The 20387-nt window shown below is 66.1% G+C and carries 18 protein-coding genes and 2 pseudogenes; 14 read left to right on the top strand and 6 right to left on the bottom strand.

Annotation, left to right across the window (positions count from 1 at the left end; genetic code table 11):
* Together RSO01_RS39955 and RSO01_RS50335 are read right to left on the bottom strand one after the other, a co-directional pair.
* The coding region (locus tag RSO01_RS39955; RefSeq protein ID WP_147156177.1) for a tripartite tricarboxylate transporter permease at positions 1–1090 on the bottom strand (1090 nt) is incomplete at its 3' end.
* A 186-nt stretch (positions 1091–1276) separates the two neighbouring features.
* Complete coding sequence (locus RSO01_RS50335) at positions 1277–1582, bottom strand: hypothetical protein (RefSeq protein ID WP_507763599.1); 306 nt, start codon at positions 1580–1582, stop codon at positions 1277–1279.
* Between the two features lie 73 nt (positions 1583–1655).
* Here RSO01_RS50335 and RSO01_RS39950 point away from each other — a divergent pair, with 73 nt between their 5' ends.
* A complete protein-coding gene (locus RSO01_RS39950) occupies positions 1656–2213 on the top strand; it encodes an SMP-30/gluconolactonase/LRE family protein (protein ID WP_281291608.1) in 558 nt (185 codons plus the stop codon).
* Between the two features lie 191 nt (positions 2214–2404).
* A complete protein-coding gene (locus RSO01_RS39945) occupies positions 2405–3145 on the top strand; it encodes a glutathione S-transferase family protein (RefSeq protein ID WP_147156176.1) in 741 nt (246 codons plus the stop codon).
* On the opposite strand, the gene RSO01_RS39940 is transcribed toward RSO01_RS39945, so the two are convergent.
* Positions 3056–4627, bottom strand: coding sequence for an ABC-F family ATP-binding cassette domain-containing protein (locus RSO01_RS39940; RefSeq protein ID WP_147156175.1), 1572 nt, complete (start codon positions 4625–4627; stop codon positions 3056–3058). The genes RSO01_RS39945 and RSO01_RS39940 overlap by 90 nt on opposite strands.
* Positions 4628–4768: 141 nt before the next feature.
* Here RSO01_RS39940 and RSO01_RS39935 point away from each other — a divergent pair, with 141 nt between their 5' ends.
* Positions 4769–5797 (top strand): LLM class flavin-dependent oxidoreductase, encoded by a 1029-nt coding sequence (locus RSO01_RS39935; protein WP_147156174.1) that lies wholly within the window; start codon positions 4769–4771, stop codon positions 5795–5797.
* Position 5798: 1 nt separating this feature from the next.
* Here the strand turns inward: RSO01_RS39935 and RSO01_RS39930 are convergent, their stop codons facing one another.
* Entirely contained in the window at positions 5799–7028 is a 1230-nt protein-coding gene (locus RSO01_RS39930) for an MFS transporter (RefSeq protein WP_147156173.1), read from the bottom strand.
* Positions 7029–7211: 183 nt separating this feature from the next.
* Between RSO01_RS39930 and RSO01_RS39925 the strand changes: the two genes are divergently transcribed.
* The gene (locus RSO01_RS39925; RefSeq protein WP_147156172.1) at positions 7212–7511 is read left to right on the top strand and encodes a hypothetical protein; all 300 of its coding nucleotides are present in this window, start codon (positions 7212–7214) and stop codon (positions 7509–7511) included.
* 10 nt (positions 7512–7521) lie between these two features.
* Positions 7522–8550, top strand: coding sequence for an alcohol dehydrogenase AdhP (gene adhP / locus RSO01_RS39920; protein ID WP_147156171.1), 1029 nt, complete (start codon positions 7522–7524; stop codon positions 8548–8550).
* A gap of 17 nt (positions 8551–8567) precedes the next feature.
* Here adhP and RSO01_RS39915 read toward each other — a convergent pair.
* Together RSO01_RS39915 and RSO01_RS39910 are read right to left on the bottom strand one after the other, a co-directional pair.
* Positions 8568–9789 (bottom strand): annotated as a pseudogene (locus tag RSO01_RS39915) (MFS transporter).
* A gap of 7 nt (positions 9790–9796) precedes the next feature.
* Entirely contained in the window at positions 9797–10975 is a 1179-nt protein-coding gene (locus RSO01_RS39910; protein ID WP_147156170.1) for a glycosyltransferase, read from the bottom strand.
* Between the two features lie 45 nt (positions 10976–11020).
* Between RSO01_RS39910 and RSO01_RS50100 the strand changes: the two are divergent.
* From RSO01_RS50100 to RSO01_RS39860, 9 genes and pseudogenes are all read left to right on the top strand, one after another.
* Positions 11021–11739, top strand: a pseudogene (locus RSO01_RS50100) (SDR family NAD(P)-dependent oxidoreductase).
* A gap of 57 nt (positions 11740–11796) precedes the next feature.
* A complete protein-coding gene (locus RSO01_RS39895; RefSeq protein ID WP_147156167.1) occupies positions 11797–12579 on the top strand; it encodes a DeoR/GlpR family DNA-binding transcription regulator in 783 nt (260 codons plus the stop codon).
* A gap of 145 nt (positions 12580–12724) precedes the next feature.
* Positions 12725–14260, top strand: a complete 1536-nt coding sequence (gene glpD / locus RSO01_RS39890) for a glycerol-3-phosphate dehydrogenase (protein ID WP_147156166.1) — start codon at positions 12725–12727, stop codon at positions 14258–14260.
* Positions 14257–15336, top strand: coding sequence for an ABC transporter ATP-binding protein (locus tag RSO01_RS39885; protein WP_147156165.1), 1080 nt, complete (start codon positions 14257–14259; stop codon positions 15334–15336). Before glpD ends, RSO01_RS39885 begins: the two co-directional genes overlap by 4 nt.
* Before the next feature lie 8 nt (positions 15337–15344).
* Positions 15345–16430, top strand: coding sequence for an ABC transporter ATP-binding protein (locus RSO01_RS39880; protein WP_147156164.1), 1086 nt, complete (start codon positions 15345–15347; stop codon positions 16428–16430).
* Positions 16430–17332, top strand: a complete 903-nt coding sequence (locus tag RSO01_RS39875; RefSeq protein ID WP_147156163.1) for a carbohydrate ABC transporter permease — start codon at positions 16430–16432, stop codon at positions 17330–17332. The genes RSO01_RS39880 and RSO01_RS39875 overlap by 1 nt, the downstream gene beginning before the upstream one ends.
* Positions 17332–18138, top strand: coding sequence for a carbohydrate ABC transporter permease (locus RSO01_RS39870; RefSeq protein WP_147156178.1), 807 nt, complete (start codon positions 17332–17334; stop codon positions 18136–18138). Before RSO01_RS39875 ends, RSO01_RS39870 begins: the two co-directional genes overlap by 1 nt.
* An 11-nt stretch (positions 18139–18149) precedes the next feature.
* Positions 18150–18476, top strand: coding sequence for a DUF2160 domain-containing protein (locus RSO01_RS39865; RefSeq protein ID WP_147156162.1), 327 nt, complete (start codon positions 18150–18152; stop codon positions 18474–18476).
* 72 nt (positions 18477–18548) lie between these two features.
* Positions 18549–20315: an ABC transporter substrate-binding protein gene (locus tag RSO01_RS39860; RefSeq protein ID WP_147156161.1), complete on the top strand. Its 1767-nt coding sequence runs from the start codon at positions 18549–18551 to the stop codon at positions 20313–20315.
* Positions 20316–20387: the final 72 nt, after the last annotated feature.

The following is a 20387-nucleotide window of genomic DNA, read 5'->3' as shown; positions in this document are numbered from 1 at the left end:
CCCACATCGAGACGATCATGCCCCAGAACAGGTCTGGCTTCTTGGTCATGACCTCGGGGCCGGGCTGGATGCCCTGGATGATCATGGCGCCGACCATTAGCGCCATCACCGCGTTGGACGGGATGCCCAAGGTCAACATGGGAATGAACGAGGTCTGCGCCGCGGCGTTGTTGGCCGCCTCCGGTGAGGCCACGCCTTCGACTGCGCCCTTGCCGAACTCGCCCGGGTTCTTGGAGATCTTCTTCTCCAGGGTGTAGGCCGAGAAAGCCCCGAGGGTGGGGCCGCCGCCCGGCAGCACGCCCAGCAACGAGCCCAGGACAGTGCCGCGTATCACGGCTGGCCAAGCCCGCCTGATCTCTTCGCGCGTTGGCCACAACGAGCCCACCTTGATGGCGCCACCTCGTCGTTCGAGATGTTTCTCGAGGTTGACCACGATCTCGGCGATGCCGAACAGGCCCATGGCGATGGGGGCGAAGTCGATGCCGTCCGAAAGCTCGGGCACATCAAAGGTGAAGCGCTGCGCACCGGTATTGACGTCGGTGCCGACCAGGCCGAACAGCAGACCGAGGAACACCATGGCGATCGCCTTGATGACCGAGCCGCTGGCCAGCACGACGGCCGCGACCAGGCCCAAGGCCATCAGCGAGCAATAGTCGGCCGGCCCGAATTTCTGCGCCATGCGCGTCAGCGGCTCGGCGAAGATCACGATGATGATGGTGCCGACGGTGCCGGCGAAGAACGAGCCGAGGGCGGAGATCGACAGCGCCGCACCGGCGCGGCCCTTGCGCGCCATCTGGTAGCCGTCGAGACAGGTCACGACCGAGGAGGCTTCACCCGGCAGGTTGACCAGGATCGAGGTCGTCGAGCCGCCGTACTGCGCGCCGTAGTAGATGCCGGCCAGCATGATCAGCGAGGCGGTGGGCGGCAGGTGGAAGGTGATCGGCAGCAGCATGGCGATGGTCGCCACCGGGCCAATACCGGGCAGGACGCCGATCAGGGTGCCCACCATGCAGCCCAGCAGGGCATAAAGAAGATTTTGAAAGGAGACGGCAACGCTCAGCCCGAGCGCCAGATTGTGCAGCAGGTCCATTTATCCACCACGTGCGCGACGACTTGCCCTTCACACCAAGTGAAATGACGTCGCGGCCTCCCGAACCGACCCTAGTCGCCGTGCCTTACGGGAGCCTGACATCGCCGCCGGGAAGGTCGCCAAGCGGCTTCAAATGGCATCTTAAGGCCGTTTACCCCCCAAGTTGAGGGTTGTCCATGGATCGAGCTACAACTTATGCCGGGTGGAAATGCATACGAGATGAAAATGAGCGACACGATCGAGGTTCGCGATCCGAGATTTCACACGGTTGTCGGCAAGTCGGTGGCGGTGGAGAAGCTGGCCAGCAGCTTCCTGTTCACCGAAGGCCCGCTGTGGCACGCCCGCGACCGCTACCTGCTGTTCAGCGACATGCCGGGCGACCATATGCGCAAATGGACGGCGGCCGAGGGCATCACGACCTTCCGCAAGCCATGCGCGCAGTCCAACGGCCTCACCTGGGATCGCCAGGGCCGCCTGGTCGTCTGCCAGCACGCCACCAGCACGCTGACGCGCACCGTCCGACGGCACGAGCGTCGTTCTCGCCAGTCACCATCAGGGCAAGGAACTGAACAGCCCCAACGACGTCGTCACGAGCTCGCGCGGCGCCGTCTATTTCAGCGATCCCACCTACGGCCGCCTGGAATATTACGGCAATCCGCGGCCGCTGCAGCTCGACTTCCGCGGCGTCTGGCGGGTCGGCGCCGATGCGCGAACGCCGGTGCTGCTGGCAGACGACTTCGGCCAACCCAACGGCCTCTGCTTCTCGCTCGACGAGCGGCACCTGTTCGTCAACGACACCGAACGCAAGCACATCCGTCGCTTCGACGTCACCGCCGACGGCGGGCTTGCCGACGGCCGCGTCTGGGCGGAGACGACGGGCGCCGGGAAGGGTGCACCCGACGGCATGAAGATCGACAGCGCCGGCAACATCTATTGTTGCGGTCCGGGCGGCATCCATGTCTTCGCCCCGGATGCCGCCTGTCTCGGAGTCATCCGCACGCCCGAGGCGGCGGCCAACTTCTGCTTCGGCGATGATGATCTCGGCAGCCTCTACATCACGGCCTCGACGTCGCTCTATCGCGTGCGAGTCGCTACGCCCGGCACGGCGCAATGGCAGTGCTGACAGAATCAGGCGGCCGCTGATGCCATGTTGCTGGCAGTTGTCGGCCCTGACCGTCATCCCGAGCGAAGCCACCCGAAGGGTGGCGTAGTCGAGGGACTTTTTTTTGCCGGAAGCGCAGCAAAAGAGGTCCCTCCACTACGCTTCGCTGCGCTCGGCTCCGGTGGGGATGACGGATGTGAAAGGGCGGGGACATGGCGCGCTACAGGCTCTATTGCATCGGTGCTTCGGGCAATTCCTACAAGGTCGCGTTGTACCTGAACTGCGCCGGCCTGGACTGGGAGCCGGTCGGCGTCGATTTCGTCGGCGGCCAGATGCGCGACCCCGACTGGCGCGCCTCGACCAATGTCATGGGCGAGGTGCCGGTGCTCGAGGCCGACGGCAGGTACATGTCGCAGTCGGGCGCGATCCTGGCCTGGCTCGCGGAGACCACCGGCAAGTTCGCGCCTGATCACGAGCAGCGCTTCGAGGCACTGCGCTGGATGCTGTTCGACAATCACAAGTTCACCAGCGGCTACGCGCAGCATCGCTTCGCCAACGTGCTCGCGACCGCGCCGGCTCATCCCGCGCTGCTTGCCTATCTCAAGGGGCGGGCCCAGAGCGCCTTTGCCATCGTCGACAAGCACCTTGCCGATCGGCCGTTCATGCTGGGCGACAGCCTGACCATCGTCGACTTCTCGCTGGCCGGTTATGTCTTCTATCCGGTGTCGGAAACCGGCTTCGACATCGAGACGGAGTTCCCTTCCATCCATGCCTGGCGGCGGCGCCTGGCCGCGCTGCCGGGCTGGCAGCCACCCTATCAGCTCATGAACGTCGGCAACTCCGTGCTGCCTACACGGCCGTCGTCATATGTCGAGGCGGCGCGTAATGCCGATGGCTTCGAGGAATGCCTCGTCATGGCTGACGACCAGCAGCGCGCCGTCGTACGCGCGTAATCCCGCCTCGACGGCCGCGATCGAATCGAGGTCGAGATTGTTGGTCGGCTCGTCGAGGATCAAGAGCTGCGGCGGCCTGGCGCCGAGAACGCAGGCGAGACCGGCGCGCAGCAATTGCCCGCCGCTCAGGCTCGCCACTTTCTGTAGCGCAGCATCGGCCCGGAACATGAAGCGGGCCAGGCTGGCGCGGCAGGCATTCTCGTCGGCGTCGGGATTGAGGCGGCGGAAGTTGTCGCGGATCGAGAGCGCAGGATCGAGCAGGCTCACCTGCTGATCGAGCATGGCGAAGTCGGTTATCGGGCGCACCGTTCCGGTCCACGGCGCCAGTCGGCCGGCGATCAGCGCCAGCAACGTCGTCTTGCCCGAGCCGTTCGGGCCGGTGAGGGCGATGCGTTCGGGGCCGATGATGGCGAAGGATAGATCGCGGATCACCGGCCGACCGTCGTAGCCCACGCTTGCCGCGTCGATCCTGAGCACTGTCTTTGCCGCCGGTAGCCCTGTCGGCGGAACGGCGACGGTCAGCGGTTGCAGCACCTCGATGCGCTTGCGCGCGCTGGCGGCATCGTCGAGCGCCCGCTCGCGCCGGCGCTCGGCCAGCCGCGCATTCTTGCCCCCGGTGCCCTCGCTGCGATTGCGCAGCGTGTTCAGCTGGATGCGCGGGATGTCGCCGCGGGAGCGCTTCTTCTGTCCTGCGCCGTCCTTGCGCGCCTTTCGTTCGGCCGTCGCCTGCGCGCGCTCGACGACGTTAGCCATGCGCCGCTCGGCGTCGGCGAGATCGTGCTCCGCTGCCGCCAGCTCGAGCGCCTTGCGCTCGCGATAGTGGCTGAAGTTGCCGCCGTACCGCGTGGCGCCGAGCCCGCTGAGCTCGACGATCGCGTCCAATGTCTCGAGCAATTCGCGGTCGTGGCTGACGACGATCGCACCGCTGCGCCAACCCGCAAGGAGGTCGATGACCACCCGCCGCCCGTCGCGGTCGAGATTGTTGGTCGGCTCGTCCAGCAGGATGAAATCGGGCTCGTTGAAGACCAGCGCCGCCAGTCCCACCCGTGTGCGTTGGCCGCCCGACAGCGTCGACAGCAGCGTTTCGGGGCTCGCCTCGAGGCCGAGCCGGGCGAGGGCCGCCGTCATGCGGGCTTCGAGCGTCCAGTCGGCGTGTGCCAGCCCGTCGGCATCGGCGTTGCCGAGCTCGGCGCGACGCAAGAGGGCAAGCGCTTCGCTGGCGCCGAACAGGTCCGCCACCGTCTGGCGCGGATCGGCCTGCACGGCCTGGCGCAGCACGCCGAGCGTGCCCGTGATCGACAGGTCGCCCGATTGCAACGGCAGGTCGCCGGCGATCAGCCTCAGCAGCGTGCTCTTGCCCGCGCCGTTGCGTCCGACGAGGCCGGTACGCTCGTGGCCGAAGCTCAGGTCGAGATTGGCGAGGACAGGCCGGCCGTCAGGCGTCGACCAGGCGAGACGAGAAACAGTGATTGAAGCAGACATGAAGACGGATTTCCCCGAGAGCAAGGTGTTGGTTTGCTGTCGGCTGGAAATCCATCGCTGCACATCCTGTTGGATTCGAAGAGGCCGCGAACGTAGGCTCGACGGCCGCGATATTCAAGACAAGCAAGGGAGAAAACGCCGATGGGCAAGCCGCCTCTGCGCCTGGGCGTCGCCTACGATTTCCGCAACCCGCCGGAATCGGGCCTGAGCAACCCGGCACTCTATGCCGCGATCATGGATCAGGTGGCGTGGCTCGACGGGCTGGGGCTCGACCTCGTGTGGTTCACCGAGCATCACTTTGTCGACGACGGCTATCTGCCGTCGTGGATTCCCGTTGCCGCCGCCATGGCCGCCCGCACCAGGCGCGTGCGCTTCTCCTGCGATGTCTGCCTGCTGCCGTTCAACCATCCGCTGCGGCTCGCTGAAGATCTCGCGGTGCTCGACAATATCAGCAATGGGCGAGTCGAGATCGGCGTGGGCATGGGCTACGCGCCGCACGAGTTCAGGGGCTTCGGCCTGCCGGTGTCGCGGCGCGTCTCGCTGACCGACGAAGGGCTCGACGTGCTGAAGCGCGCCTTCACCGGCGAGAAGTTCAGCTACACGGGCAAGCGCTACGATTTCGCCGATGTGAAAATAACGCCGGGTTACGTGCAGCCCGGCGGGCCACCGCTCTGGGTGGCGGCGATGTCGGAGGCGGGCGCGCTGCGCGCCGCGCGGGTCGGCGCCAACCTGCTGCCGCAGGGGCCGCGCCGTCAGTCGCTCGATCCCTGGTTAGCGAAGCTCGCGGCCGAAGGCCGCGATCCCGACAGCCATCGCATCGGCATCATAAAGTCCTGCCTGGTGACCGACGATCGCGAGCGCGACTGGGGCAAGGTGCGGGTGGCCGAGCGCCGGCGCATGGACATCTACCATCGCTTCCGCGAGGAGGCCGGCGGCCATGGCGGCGTCCAGGGCATCGCCGAGGCCGATCGCATCCCGCAGACCTGGGTGGTGGGCGATGTCGAGCACTGCGTGAGCGAGCTCGCCGCCTTCATCCGCGAATACGGCCTCACCGACATCGTCACCTGGGCGGTGCCGCCGGGGCTTACGCCCGACGACACCAATGCCAGCCTCGAACGCTTCGCGCGCGACGTTGCTCCGCGGCTGCGCGAAATGTTCAACGCCGCTTGAGTCACGCCGGTTGGGTCACCGCGCGCTGCTGCGAGGGGAAGGGCGGGAACAGCAGCGCGATCAGCATGGCCCCCAACCCCATGCCGGCCGAGGCGATGTAGAGCCAGCCGTAGCCGCCGGTCGTGTCGAAGATCCAGCCGCCGACCGCGGGTCCGAGCGCCATGCCGAGGCTCGAGAAGATGGTCGAGGCGCCCAGAACCGTGCCCATGATGCGCATCGGGAAGTATTCGCGCGCGATCACGGCATAGAGCGGCATGATGCCGCCGTAGATCAGGCCGAACACCGCGGCCACGGCATAGAACTCGCCGAGCTGGCGCGCGAAGAAGTAGGCGCCGGCGCCCAGCGCCTGGGCGAACAGGCCGATCACCAGCACGCGCTTGGCGCCGAAGCGATCGCCCGCCAGGCCGAACAGGATGCGCCCGCCCAGCCCGGCCAGGCCCTCGACGCTGTAGATCGTGACCGCGGCCATGATCGGCAGGCCGCAGGCGACGGCGTAGCTCACGGTGTGGAAGATCGGGCCGGAATGCGTGGCGCAACAGGCGAAATAGGTGAGCGACAGCACCCAGAACTGCGGCGAACGCAGCGCCTGGCCCGCCGTCAGGCCGGGATCGGCGGCGCCCATCGTCATGCCCGGCGGCGCCGCAATGCGCTCGCGTTCGTCGATCACCTGGGGCGCGCGCCGCACCAGGAAGGCGGTCGGCACGAGGACGACCCAGGCCAGGATGGCGATCACGAGCTGGGCGGTGCGCCAATCGTAGTTGGTGATCAGCCAGCTCGCGAAAGGCGAGACGGTCATCGGCGCCACGCCCATCCCGGCCGATACCAGCGACACCGCAAGGCTGCGATGCCTCTCGAACCAGCCGGTCACCGTCGTCATCGTCGGTATGAAGACCGCACCGGTGGCGCCGCCGACGAGCAGGCCATAGATGAGCTGGAACTCGAGCAGGCTGCTGGCGCGGCTGGCGAGCGCGATGCCCAGTCCCAACAGGATGGCGCCGCTCAGTACGACGGGAAGCGGCCCGAAGCGGTCGGTCAGCGCGCCCCAGCCGAAGGCGGCGACGCCCATCACCAGGAAGACGATCGTCATGGCGCTCGACACGCCGGTGCGCGACCAGCCGGTCGCGTCCGCCATCGGCTGCAGGAAGACCGCCAGCGAGAACACGGAGCCAATGGCCACACATCCCAACAGGCCGCCGGCGGCGACCACGACCCAACCGTAAAACAGCTTCATCCGTCGCTCCTCGAATGGGCTTTTGGACAATACTTAACTGAAAGGTTAAGTGATATCGACCCTTCCGTCCACCCCCTGAGGACGAACGGCGACCTCGAAAGGATACAATCGAGCCGGATTTATTTTTGGGCATGCAAAAGCGGGTGGTGACGGAACCTGCCGGAAGCGCCATCGTGGCGGCCAATGACACGCACGCTGATCGTACTGGCACTTTCGTTCGGCCTTGCCGCCTGTGGCGGAGCCGCTCCAAGCCAGACCTGGAAGAAGGCGGGTGCGGGTGACGCCACGATCGCCAGCGACACCGCGTTGTGTCGCGCTGCGGCGCAGCAGCAGGCGTCGCGGCTCTATCCGCACACCTCCGGCAATCCGGGGATGAGCGGTGCAGGCATGATATCGGCGCAACAGGCGGCGAACACCGACCGCAACAGCGCCGAGATCGAGATATTCAACGACTGCATGCAAGGCAAGGGATACGCGCGCTAGGAGGACCATCATGCCATCGACCATGAAGGCTGCTGTCGTTCGCGAGTTCCGCAAGCCGCTGGTGATCGAGGAAGTCCCCGTGCCGCAGCCCGGTCCCGGCCAGGTCGTGGTCAAGATCGCGGCCACCGGCGTCTGCCACACCGATCTTCATGCCGCCGAGGGCGACTGGCCGGTCAAGCCCACGCCGCCCTTCATCCCCGGCCACGAAGGCGTCGGCCATGTCTCCGCCGTCGGCGCCGGCGTGCGCCACGTAAAGGAGGGTGACCGCGTCGGCGTCCCCTGGCTCTACACGGCGTGCGGGCATTGCAAGCATTGCCTGGGCGGCTGGGAAACGCTGTGCATGGAGCAGCAGAACACCGGCTATTCGGTGAATGGCGGCTTTGCCGAGTACGTCCTGGCCGATCCCAACTATGTCGGGCATCTGCCGGCCAAGGCGGACTTCGTCGAGATCTCACCAATCCTTTGTGCCGGCGTCACCGTCTACAAGGGGCTGAAGGTCACCGACACCAAGCCCGACGATTGGGTGGTCATCTCGGGCATCGGCGGCCTCGGCCACATGGCGGTGCAATACGCCAAGGCGATGGGGCTGAACGTGATCGCCGTCGACGTCGATGAGCCCAAGCTCGATCTCGCCAAGCGTCTCGGCGCCGCGCTGACGGTCAACGCGCGCACCCAGGATCCCGTCGCCTTCGTGAAGAAGGAGGTCGGCGGCGCGCAGGGTGTGCTGGTGACCGCCGTCTCGCCCAAAGCCTTCGAGCAGGCGCTGGGCATGGTCGGGCGCGGCGGCACGGTGTCGCTAACCGGACTGCCGCCGGGCGATTTCCCCTTGTCGATCTTCGATACCGTGCTGAACGGCATCACCGTGCGCGGCTCCATCGTGGGCACGCGGCTCGACCTGCAGGAAGCGCTGGCCTTCGCCGGCGAAGGCAAGGTCAAGGCGACGGTCGAGACGGCCAAGCTCGAGAACATCAACGACGTCTTTACCCGCATGCGCCAGGGCGACATCCAGGGTCGCGTCGTGCTCGATTTCCAGGCGTAGCCGACGCGCGCGATGTCTCAGGCCGGTTGCGTCGCCGGCCGCCGCGACGGGAAAGGTGGGAAGAGCAGCGCGATCAGCATGGCGCCGAGCCCCATGCCGAACGAGCCGATGTAGAGCCAGGCGTAGCTGTCGGTCGTGTCGTAGATCCAGCCGCCGATCGGCGGACCGAGCGCCATGCCGGCGCACGAGAAGATGGTCGAAGCGCCCAGCACGGTGCCCATGATGCGCACGGGGAAGTACTCGCGGGCGATCACGGCATAAAGGGGCATGACGCCGCCGTAGATCAGGCCGAATACGGCGGCCACGGCATAGAACTCGCCGAGCTGGCGCACGAAGAAGTAGGCGCCGGCGCCCAGCGCCTGGGCGAACAGGCCGAGAACCAACACGCGCTTGACGCCGAGCCGGTCGGCGGCGACGGCGAACAGGATGCGGCCGATCAGGCCCGCCACGCCCTCGACGCTGTAGATCGTAACCGCGGCCATCACCGGCAGGCCGCAGAGAACGGCGTAGCTCACGGTGTGGAAGATCGGGCCCGAATGCGTGGCGCAGCAGGCGAAATAGGTGAGCGACAGCACCCAGAATTGCGGCGAGCGCAGGGCCTGGCCTGCCGTCATGTCGGGATCGGCCGCCCCCGTCGGGACGCCCGTTGCGCCGAGCCGTTCGTCTTCGTCGGGTGTCGGCGGCGGTCGGCGCACGAAGAAAGCTGTCGGGACGATGGTGGCCCAGGCGAGGAGGGCGAGCACGAACTGGGCGGTGCGCCAGTCATAGTTGGCGATCAGCCAGCTCGCGAAGGGCGAGACGGTCATGGGCGCCATGCCCATGCCGGCGGTAACCAGCGAGACGGCGAGGCTGCGATGCCTCTCGAACCATCCTGTGATCGTGGCGATGGTCGGTATGAAGACCGCACCCGCCGACACGCCGACGATGGCATAGACCAGCTGGAACTCGAGCAGGCTCTCGGCCTCGCTGGCGAGCGCCCAGGCCAAGCCCCAGCAGCAGGCCGCCGGTCAGCACGACGATGCGCGGTCCGATGCGGTCGGTCAGCGCGCCCCAGCCGAACGAGGCGACGCCCATCGTCAGGAAGACGATCATCATGGCGCTCGAGACGCCGGCGCTCGACCAGCCGGTCTCGTCCGCCATCGGCCGCAGGAAGACCGCCAGGGAGAAGACGGAGCCGATCGCCACGCATCCCGACAACGCGCCCGCCGCGACGACGATCCAACCGTAATAGATCTTCATCGGCGCCCTAAGCTTGCGCTTTCTCAGGCCCGAGCCCGGCTTCCTCCACCATCCGCGCCGAGTTCGATCCCTCGCAGCGCCCGAAGTAGTACCGGTATGTCTTGCGATCGATCTTCGCCCATTTCAGGGCGCTGGTCGTGACGCGCTGATAGAGGTCGATGTCGAGATAGTCGCCGACGAAGCCCAGGCCGGCGAGCACGTGGCGCCTGCCGAAGATGATGCCGGTCACGCAGTCGATCTCGGAGATCGGGATCAGCCGGCTGCGATCGTAGTAGTCGACGACGTGCGTTTGGGTACCGCACGAGACGATGTCGATTCCGGCAAACGCGACGTCGAAGCCACCGCTGTCGCAGGCGTCGACCAGGGCCTCGACGTGGTCGGGGTAGTACTCGTCATCGGCATCGATGAAGCCGACATAGTCGCCGCGGGCCAGCGACAGGCCGAGATTGAGCGCGGCGGCCTGGCCGGCGTTGGGCGTCCTCTCGACGCGCACGCGACCGTCCGATTTCAGCCCTTCCAGCACTTGCGGCGAGTCGTCGGTGCTGCCGTCGTCGATGATGACCAGCTCGAGGTCGCGATGCGTCTGCGTGAGCACCGATCTGGCGCTGTCGGCCACGGTCGCGGCCTTGTTGAAGCAGCTCATGACGATCGACACGCGCGGGATCGTTGCCACCTGCTGTGGCGCATTGAGCGACAGTACCTCGGCGGCGCTCATGCGACAGGACGCTGCCTGGCCGGCCGTTTCCTCGACCTCGACGGCGAGGGACAGGATTTGACCGTCCAGCCACAGCGGCAACAGGCCACCGGCGAGCATCTTGCAGAGCTGCGCCGCCAGCTTCTCGGTCGTCACCGTATCGACGTCGAGCCAGATGACGTCGCGACGCGGCATGACGTAACGATCGCCGCAGAGGACGAAATCGATCTCCGCCTCCGCGCTCGGCAGGATCTGCAGGTGGGGCGAGAGGCGCGGCAGCAGGACCCGCTCGTCCCAGGCCTCGCACGCCGCCCTGATCACCTGCTTGAAGCGCTCGAAGGCGATGAACTCGTCGGCCGCCAGCTCGATGGTGACGGCAACCTGGAAGTTGTGGCCGTGCAGACGCTCCTTGGTGCCGTCCGGGAAGACGGTCATGTGCCCGGCCGAGAACTTGAAGGAGTCTTTGCTCAGGTGAAGGAACGTCGAGGGCATAAAGGGCTGTTCGACACCGATGGTTGCATTGTACAGGCTAACGCCATGACGACCTCTTTCCAAGATGCAGTTGCGCTGATCACGGGCGGCGGACGCGGTATCGGCAAGGCCTGCGCCTTGCGCTTCGCCGAGCTGGGTGCCGACGTCGCGATCGTGAGCCGTACTCAGGACGAGCTGGAGCGCACCCGGCATGAGATCGAGGCCCGGACGGGCCGGCGCGTCCTGGCCGTGGCCGGCGACGTCAGCGCGGAAGCAAGCGTCGTCGAGCTTTTCCGCGCCGCGCGTGCCGAGCTCGGACCCGTGAAGTTCCTGGTCAACAATGCCGCGACGTTCCACGTCGCGGCCGTCACCGAGCTCGGCGTAAACGCCTTCGACGAGGTCATGGCGGTCAATGCCCGCGGCACGTTCCTGTGCGCCCGCGAGCTTTTACGTCATCCGGTCGCCGGCGGGCCATCGTCAACATCAGCTCGCTGGGCGGCGTGCGCCGCACCGAGAAGTTTCCCGGCCTCGCGGCTTACGTCGCGAGCAAGTTCGCGGTCGTCGGTCTCACCGAAGCCTTCGCCGTCGAAAGCATCAAGCTCGGCGTGCGCACCAACGCGATCGCCCCGGGAGCCGTGAACACCGAGATGCTGCGCCAGGTCGCACCGCACCTGCGCACCTCGACCGAGCCGGAGGACATCGCCAAGACCGTGGTGATGCTCTGCGACGACGACCTCAGCCGCCGCATCAATGGCTCGCTTGTCGAGATCTACTCGAACGAGTGAACCGGCTCAGCCTATCGGCGCTTGTGCTGGCGCGGTGCCGGCATAGAATTCCCCCGCATGGAGCCCGCAACGACCCGGCAGAAGGAAATACTGGCGCTGGCGCGCGTGCAGGGCCGGGTCAACGTCGATGACCTTGCCGATAAATTCAATGTGACGCCGCAAACGATCCGCAAGGACCTCAACGATCTTTGCGAGCAGCGCCTGCTCAGCCGCATCCACGGCGGCGCCGTGATCGCATCGGGCGTCGAGAACACTGCCTACGAGGCGCGCCGTCTTATCGCTGCCCAGGAGAAGCGCGCAATCGGTGCCCGCGCGGCGGCGCTGATCCCCAACCAGAGTTCGCTGTTCATCAACATCGGCACGACGACCGAAGAAGTGGCGCGCGCGCTCACCAGCCATGAGGACCTGCTGGTGATCACCAACAACCTCAACGTCGCGCGCACCCTTTATCCCTTTCCCAGCTTCGACGTGATCGTGGCCGGTGGGCCGGTACGACGCAGCGACGGCGCCGTCGTGGGTGCGGCAGCCATCGACCTGATCCGTCAGTTCAAAGTCGATACCGCGGTGATCGGAACATCGGCGATCGACGAGGACGGCGCCCTGCTCGATTTCGATTATCGCGAGGTGCGCGTCAGCCAGGCGATCATGGAGAATGCCCGCCGCGTTGTCCTGGTCGCCGATCGCCTGAAGCTCGAACGCGCCGCGCCCGTCCGCATCGGCCATATCTCGCAAATCCAGGTGTTCGTGACCGACCGCCTGGAGTCCCCGCGCCTGCGCGCGATCTGCGCCGAGCATTCCGTCGAGGTCATCGAGACGGCCCCTGAACAGGCCGTACGCTAGCTCGCCAGCGTATTTTCGCTCTTCGTTGCAACCCCTCTGAAAGATCGTAATTTATCCACTTTGCTTCATTGCGAGTGATAAAATATACATTTAAAGTTCGTATTGAACTAAAAGCGAAACTAATACGAAAAGAGGAAACGCTGCAGTGTCGGCCGATTTTGATCTCGCCATCATCGGTGGCGGCATCAATGGCTGCGGTATCGCCCGCGAGGGCGTGCGGCGCGGTCTTTCGGTATTCCTTTGCGAGCAGGATGACCTCGCCGCGGCGACTTCATCGGCGTCGACCAAGCTGATCCACGGCGGCCTTCGCTACCTCGAGCACTACGAGTTTCGTTTGGTGCGGGAAGCTTTGCGCGAGCGCGAGGTGCTGTGGCGCATGGCACCGCATATAATCAGGCCGCTCCGCTTCGTGCTGCCGCTTCATACCGGATTGCGGCCGAGCTGGATGTTGCGGCTCGGTCTCTTCCTCTACGACCATCTGGGCGGGAGGGCGCTGTTGCCAGCTACGCGGCCCGTGAACCTGAAACGCGATCCTGCCGGCGCGCCGCTGAAGCCTTCGTTCGTGCGCGCCTTCGAGTACTCCGATTGCTGGGTCGACGATTCCCGGCTGGTGACTCTGGCGGCCGTCGATGCCGCGCAACGCGGCGCGACCATCCGCACGAGAACCCGTTGCGTGTCGGCCGAACGAACCGATGGTGCATGGACGCTTGCGCTGGAGGATCGATGGACCGGAGAACGCAGCGTCGTGCGAGCGCGTGCGCTGATCAACGCTGCTGGCCCATGGGTCGCCAGCGTGCTGTCCGGCGCGGTGCGCAGCAACAGTGCGGTCAGGGTGCGCCTGGTGCAAGGGTCGCACATCGTCGTGCGCCGCCTGTTCGAGCACGACAAGTCCTACATCTTCCAGAACGCTGATGGCCGTGTTGTCTTCGCCATTCCCTTCGAGCGCGACTTCACCCTGGTCGGCACGACGGACCGCGACTATGCCGGAGATCCGGCGGCCGTCGCCGCCAGCGCCGACGAAATCGACTATCTCTGCGCCGTGGCGAGCGACTATTTCCGCAGACCACTGACACCGGCCGACGTCGTCTGGACGTTCTCCGGCGTGCGTCCGCTATTCGATGACGGCGTCTCCGAGGCCCAGCAGGTCACGCGCGACTACGTCTTGGTGCTCGAGGCGCCGGCGGGTGGACCGGTGCTGCTCAACGTGGTTGGCGGCAAGATCACCACTTTCCGCCGCCTCGCCGAAGCTGCCCTCGACAAGCTCTCCCCGCATGTGCCGGCGATGAAGCCGGCGGCCGAGATGCCGGATAGCCCCTTGCCCGGCGGCGATTTTCCCGTCGGCGGGCTGGAGGCGCTGGCCGCCGAGCTCCGTGGCCGCCATCCTTACCTGGCGCCCGAGCATGCCGCCCGTCTTGCCGGCGCCTACGGCACGCGCACAGCCGTGATGCTTGACGGTGCGCGCGACATGTCCGACCTCGGGCGGAGATTCGGGGCCGACCTGACGGAACGTGAGGTCGTGTTCCTGATGGACCACGAGTGGGCCGAGACGGCGGCCGACGTCATCTGGCGCCGCTCGAAACTCGGACTGCGTATGACAGCCGCTGAGACCGCCGAGCTCGACAACTGGATGGCGTCACGCCGGCAGGCGGCGCGCGAGCGGTCGACGAGGCTCGCCTCATGACCGTAGAGCTCCGGGACGTCTCGTCGGTGCGCGGCGCCGAGGTCCATCTCAGCGACATATCGCTGTCGCTCGAGCGCGGCACGCTGAACGTGCTCCTGGGGCCGACCTTGTCGGGCAAGACGTCGCTGATGCGCGCGATGGCCGGGCTGGATGCGCCGACCACCGGCCGTGTCCTGGTCGACGGTAGGGATGTGACGGGCATCGACGTGCGCAAGCGCTCCGTCGCCATGGTCTACCAGCAGTTCATCAACTACCCCTCGCTCACCATCTTCGAGAACATCGCCTCGCCGCTCAGGGTGCAGCGCCGGCCGAACGAGGAGATCGACCGCCGGGTGCGTGAGACGGCGCGCCTGCTGCGGCTCGAGCCCTACCTCGGCCGCACGCCGCTCGCCCTGTCGGGCGGCCAGCAGCAGCGCACGGCCATCGCCCGCGCCCTGGTGAAGGGAGCGGACCTCGTGCTGCTCGACGAGCCGCTGGCCAATCTCGACTACAAGCTGCGCGAGGAGCTGCGTGCCGAGCTGCCGCGCATCTTCGAGATCTCGGGTGCGATCTTCGTCTATGCCACCACGGAGCCGTCGGAGGCGCTGCTGCTGGGCGGGCGCACGATCTGCATGTCCGAAGGCCGCGCCCTGCAGATCGGCGACACGCCGACCGTCTATCATCGGCCCGAGACCCTGCGTGTGGCCGAGCTGTTCTCCGATCCGCCGCTCAATACCGTCGCGATGGAGAAGAGGAACGGCGCGGTGGCGTATCACGGCGGCGATAGCGCGCCGGCAAACGGCCTCTATGCCGCACTGCCGGACGGCCCCTACAACATCGGCTTCCGTGCCCATCAGCTCGCCGTCGCCAACGGCGCGACGGGCCACCACGTCTTCCCGGCGACCGTGGCGCTCACCGAAATCGCCGGCTCCGAAAGCTTCGTCCATCTCCAACGAAACGGCACCAACTGGGTCGCCGTCCTGCCCGGCGTGCACGAATTCCCGCCCGGCCAGGCGGTCGAGGCCACGCTCGATCCCGACGATCTCTTCATCTTCGATCCTGAGGGCCGGCTGGTCGCCGCGCCCCGGGGAGGGTGAGGCGAGCCATGGCCCGCATTGACCTGGTCGACCTCGCGCACTCCTACGACGGCGGCAATGCCGATCCCTCGAGCTTTGCGTTGAAGCCGACATCGATGACCTGGCGCCAGGGCGGCGCCTACGCCCTGCTGGGACCGTCGGGCTGCGGCAAGACCACCTTGCTCAACATCATTTCCGGGATCGTGAAGCCGTCGCGCGGCAAGGTCCTGTTCGACGGCCGCGATGTCATGGCGCTCACGACCCAGCAGCGCAACATCGCCCAGGTCTTCCAGTTTCCCGTCATCTACGACACCATGACGGTCGGCGAGAACCTCGCCTTTCCGCTCAAGAACCGCGGCGTCGGGCGCGCCGAGATCGATGCGCGCGTGCATGAGATCGCGAAGCTCCTCGATCTCGTTCCCCAACTCGACCGCAAGGCCAGCCGGCTGACCGCCGATGCCAAGCAGAAGATCTCGCTCGGGCGCGGCTTGGTCCGCGCCGACGTCGCCGCCGTCCTGTTCGACGAGCCGCTGACGGTGATCGATCCGGCCCTGAAGTGGGAGCTGCGCTCGAAGCTCAAGGTCCTGCACCGGGCGCTGGATCTCACCATGATCTACGTCACGCACGATCAGACCGAGGCGCTGACCTTCGCCGACACCGTCGTGGTGATGCACGAGGGCAGTGTCGTGCAGACTGGCACGCCGGAAGAGCTGTTCCTGCGGCCCGATCATACGTTCGTCGGCTACTTCATCGGCTCGCCCGGCATGAACGTGTTGCCGGCGGAGGTCGAGGGACGACAGGCGCGGATCGCCGGCCATGAGCTCAGCCTCGCGCGGAGCTACGGCGGTCTGCCGCCCGGAGCGCGCATCGAAGTCGGCATCCGCCCGGAGTTCGTGAGCCTCGCCGCTGCGGCGCCCGGCCTGCTCGCGGCCAGGATCGAGCGTATCGACGATCTCGGACGCAGCCGCTTCGCCCATGTGCGCGTGGGTGACCTCAAGATCGCCGCGCGCGTACCGCGTGGCCTGTCGCTCGGCGGCAACGAGGCCGGGCTGATCTTCGAGCCTGCCCACATCCACGTCTATGCCGATCAGCGTCGGGTCGAAGGAGCGGCGTGATGGAGAAGATTCCCAACCAGAAGGCCTGGCTCCTCGTCCTTCCGGTGTTCGCCATCGTCGCCTTCTCGGCGGTCATCCCCTTGATGACCGTTGTGAACTATTCGGTGCAGGACACATTCGGCAACAACAAGTTCTTCTGGAACGGCGTCGGCTGGTACCAGGAGCTGCTCGATCCCTCGACCGAGCTCGGCGGGCGCTTCTTCGCCTCGCTGTGGCGCAACCTCGCCTTCTCGGGCGCCGTGCTCGCGATCCAGATTCCGCTCGGCATCATCGTGGCGCTGGCGATGCCGCGCGAAGGCTGGGGCGTCGCCTTCTCGCTGGTCGTGCTCGCCTTGCCGCTGCTGATCCCGTGGAATGTCGTCGGCACGATCTGGCAGATCTTCGGCCGCTCCGACATCGGCTTGATGGGCTGGGGACTCAACCGGCTGGGCTTCGACTACAACTACGTCGCCAATCCGATCGACGCCTGGCTCACCATCATCATCATGGATGTCTGGCACTGGTCGAGCCTGGTGGCGCTGCTCTGCTATGCCGGCTTGAAATCCATTCCCGAGGCCTACTACCAGGCGGCCAGCATCGACGGCGCGTCGCGCTGGGCCGTGTTCACCGCGATCCAGCTGCCGAAGATGCGGCACGTGCTGGTGATCGCCATCCTGCTGCGCTTCATGGATTCGTTCATGATCTACACCGAGCCGTTCGTCGTCACAGGCGGCGGCCCGGGCAACTCGACGACCTTCCTGTCGATCGAGCTCGTCAAGCTGGCGCTCGGCCAGTTCGACCTCGGCAAGGCTGCGGCCATGTCGATCGTCTACATGCTGATCATCATCATCGTGTGCTGGGTGTTCTTCACCGTCATGACCAATGCCGGTGCGGACCGCAAAGGGGCGGGAGGCGAGAGATGATGTATGCGATTCCCGGCCGCCACGCGATCCTGGCGCTCTTCCTCATCTTCCTGCTGTTGCCGATCTACTGGCTGGTCAACATGAGCTTCAAGACCAACGTCGAGATCACCTCGACGATGACCTTGTGGCCCGAGCGGCCGACGTTCGACAATTACCGGGTCATCTTCACCGACGCGAGCTGGTACTCGGGCTACATCAACTCGCTGAAGTACGTGGTGATCAACACCATCCTGTCGATCAGCGTCGCGCTGCCCGCCGCCTACGCCTTCTCGCGCTACCGCTTCATGGGCGACAAGCACCTGTTCTTCTGGCTGCTATCGAACCGGATGGCGCCGGCTGCGGTGTTCGCCCTGCCGTTTTTCAATCTCTATTCCGCGATCGGGTTGTTCGACACGCCGTGGGCCGTGGCGCTGGCGCATTGCCTTTTCAACATTCCGCTCGCGGTGTGGATCCTCGAGGGCTTCATCTCCAGCGTGCCGCGCGAGATCGACGAGACGGCCTTTCTCGACGGCTACTCCTTCCCGCGTTTCTTCGTGAAGATCCTGATGCCGCTGATTGCGAGCGGCATCGGCGTCGCCGCCTTCTTCTGCTTCATGTTCTCCTGGGTCGAGCTCCTGCTGGCGCGCACGCTCACCTCGGTCAATGCCAAGCCCATCGCCGCGACCATGACGCGGACCGTGTCGGCGGCCGGCATGGACTGGGGCGTGCTGGCGGCGGCAGGCACCCTCACCATCCTGCCGGGCGCGATCGTGATCTGGTACGTGCGCAACTACATCGCGCGCGGCTTCGCGCTCGGCCGGGTCTGAAGGGGGCCGGCATGGAAAACATCGCCTGGATGGCCTGGACCCCCGCCACCGCCTGCTTCTTTGCCGCCATCGGGTTGATCCTCGCGACCATGATCTGGCTCGCCGCGACGCGGCCCGAGGCGGAGCGCGTGGGCATCCTCGGCATCCCGACAACGCGCGGCGACCGGCTCTTCCTCTCGCTCGTGCTCGCCGCCGTCATCCATCTCGCCTGGATCGGGTTCGTCGGCAGCCAGCCGATCGCCATCCTGCCGATCGGCGAGGGCATCGAATTGTCGAGCCTGTGGCTCGCCACCGCCATTTCGTTGGTCGCCGCCGTGATCGTGTTTCGCACGGTCTGAGACCTCCGAGATCAAGCAGAGCCGGAACAACCGGACGTCCTTTCGGATCAGTCGCTCAGATTGGAGGAAGCCATGAGACGCATGACAGTGACTGTCCGCTTGTCGACGATGGCGAGTACCATCGCGATGGCGGCTTGTTTGGGGGGCCTGCATGCCCCGGCGTATGCTGACGAGGCGGCGGCAAAGCGGTGGATCGACACCGAGTTCCAGCCGTCGACGCTCAGCAAGGACGAGCAGTTGAAGGAGATGCAGTGGTTCATCGGCGCCGCGAAGCCCTTCGTCGGCATGGAGATCAGCATCGTCTCCGAGACCATCACCACACACGAGTACGAATCTAAGGTGCTGGCCAAGGCCTTCACCGAGATCACCGGCATCAAGGTCAAGCACGACATCATCCAGGAAGGTGACGTCGTCGAGAAGATCCAGACCCAGATGCAGTCGGGCCGGAACATCTACGACGGCTGGATCAACGACTCCGACCTGGTCGGCACCCACTTCCGCTACAACCAGACGGTCAACCTGACCGATTGGATGGCGGGCGAGGGCAAGGACGTGACCCTGCCGACGCTCGACGTCAACGACTTCATCGGCAAGTCGTTCGGCACGGCGCCCGACGGCAAGCTGTTCCAGCTGCCCGACCAGCAGTTCGCGAACCTCTACTGGTTCCGCTACGACTGGTTCACCAATCCCGACCACAAGGCGCGCTTCAAGGCCAAGTACGGCTACGAGCTCGGCGTGCCGGTGAACTGGTCGGCCTACGAGGACATCGCCGATTTCTTCAGCAATGACGTGAAGGAGATCGCCGGCGTCAAGGTCTATGGCCACATGGACTACGGCAAGAAGGACCCGTCGCTGGGCTGGCGCTTCACCGACGCCTGGCTGTCGATGGCCGGCAACGGCGATAAGGGCATCCCCAACGGCAAGCCGGTCGACGAATGGGGCATCCGCATGGAGGGCTGCCGTCCGGTCGGCTCGTCGGTCGAGCGCGGTGGCGACACCAACGGCCCGGCGGCCGTCTACTCGATCGTCAAGTACGTCGAGTGGCTGAACAAGTATGCCCCGCCCAACGCGCGCGGCATGACCTTCTCCGAAGCCGGCGCCGTGCCGGCCCAGGGCAACATCGCCCAGCAGATCTTCTGGTACACCGCCTTCACCGCCGACATGGTGAAGCCCGGCCTGCCCGTGGTGAATGCCGACGGCACGCCGAAGTGGCGGATGGCGCCGTCGCCGAAGGGCTCCTACTGGAAGGAGGGCATGAAGCTCGGCTACCAGGACGCGGGCTCGCTGACCTTGCTCAAGTCGACGCCGCTCGACCGGCGCAAGGCGGCCTGGCTCTACATGCAGTTCATGGTGGCCAAGACGACCTCGCTCAAGAAGAGCCATGTCGGCCTGACCTTCGTCCGCGAAAGCGATATCTGGGACAAGAGCTTCACCGAGCGTGCTCCCAAGCTCGGCGGGCTGATCGAGTTCTACCGCTCGCCGGCGCGCGTGCAGTGGACCCCGACCGGCGTCAACGTGCCCGACTATCCGAAGCTGGCGCAGCTGTGGTGGCAGAACATCGGAGATGCGTCGTCCGGCGCCAAGACGCCGCAGGCGGCGATGGATGCGTTGGCTGCCGCCCAGGACTCCGTCCTCGAGCGTCTCGAGAAGTCGGGCGCCCAGGGCGCCTGCGGTCCCAAGCTCAACCCCAAGCAGACCGCCGAGTACTGGTTTGCCAAGGTCGAGAAGGACGGCACGCTGGCGCCGCAGCGCAAGCTTGCCAACGAGAAGCCCAAGGGCGAGACGGTCGACTACGACACGCTGATCAAGTCGTGGCCGGCCACGCCGCCGAAGCGCTGAACGGAGCTTCCTCCCCCTCGTCTTACTCCTCTCCCCCGCTAGGGGGAGAGGCTGGGTGAGGGGGTTACAACC

The organism is Reyranella soli (assembly GCF_007992495.1).
GTDB lineage: Bacteria > Pseudomonadota > Alphaproteobacteria > Reyranellales > Reyranellaceae > Reyranella > Reyranella soli.
The sequence above is the reverse complement of the archived record's forward strand: the minus strand, read 5'-3'. Positions and strand labels throughout refer to the sequence as shown.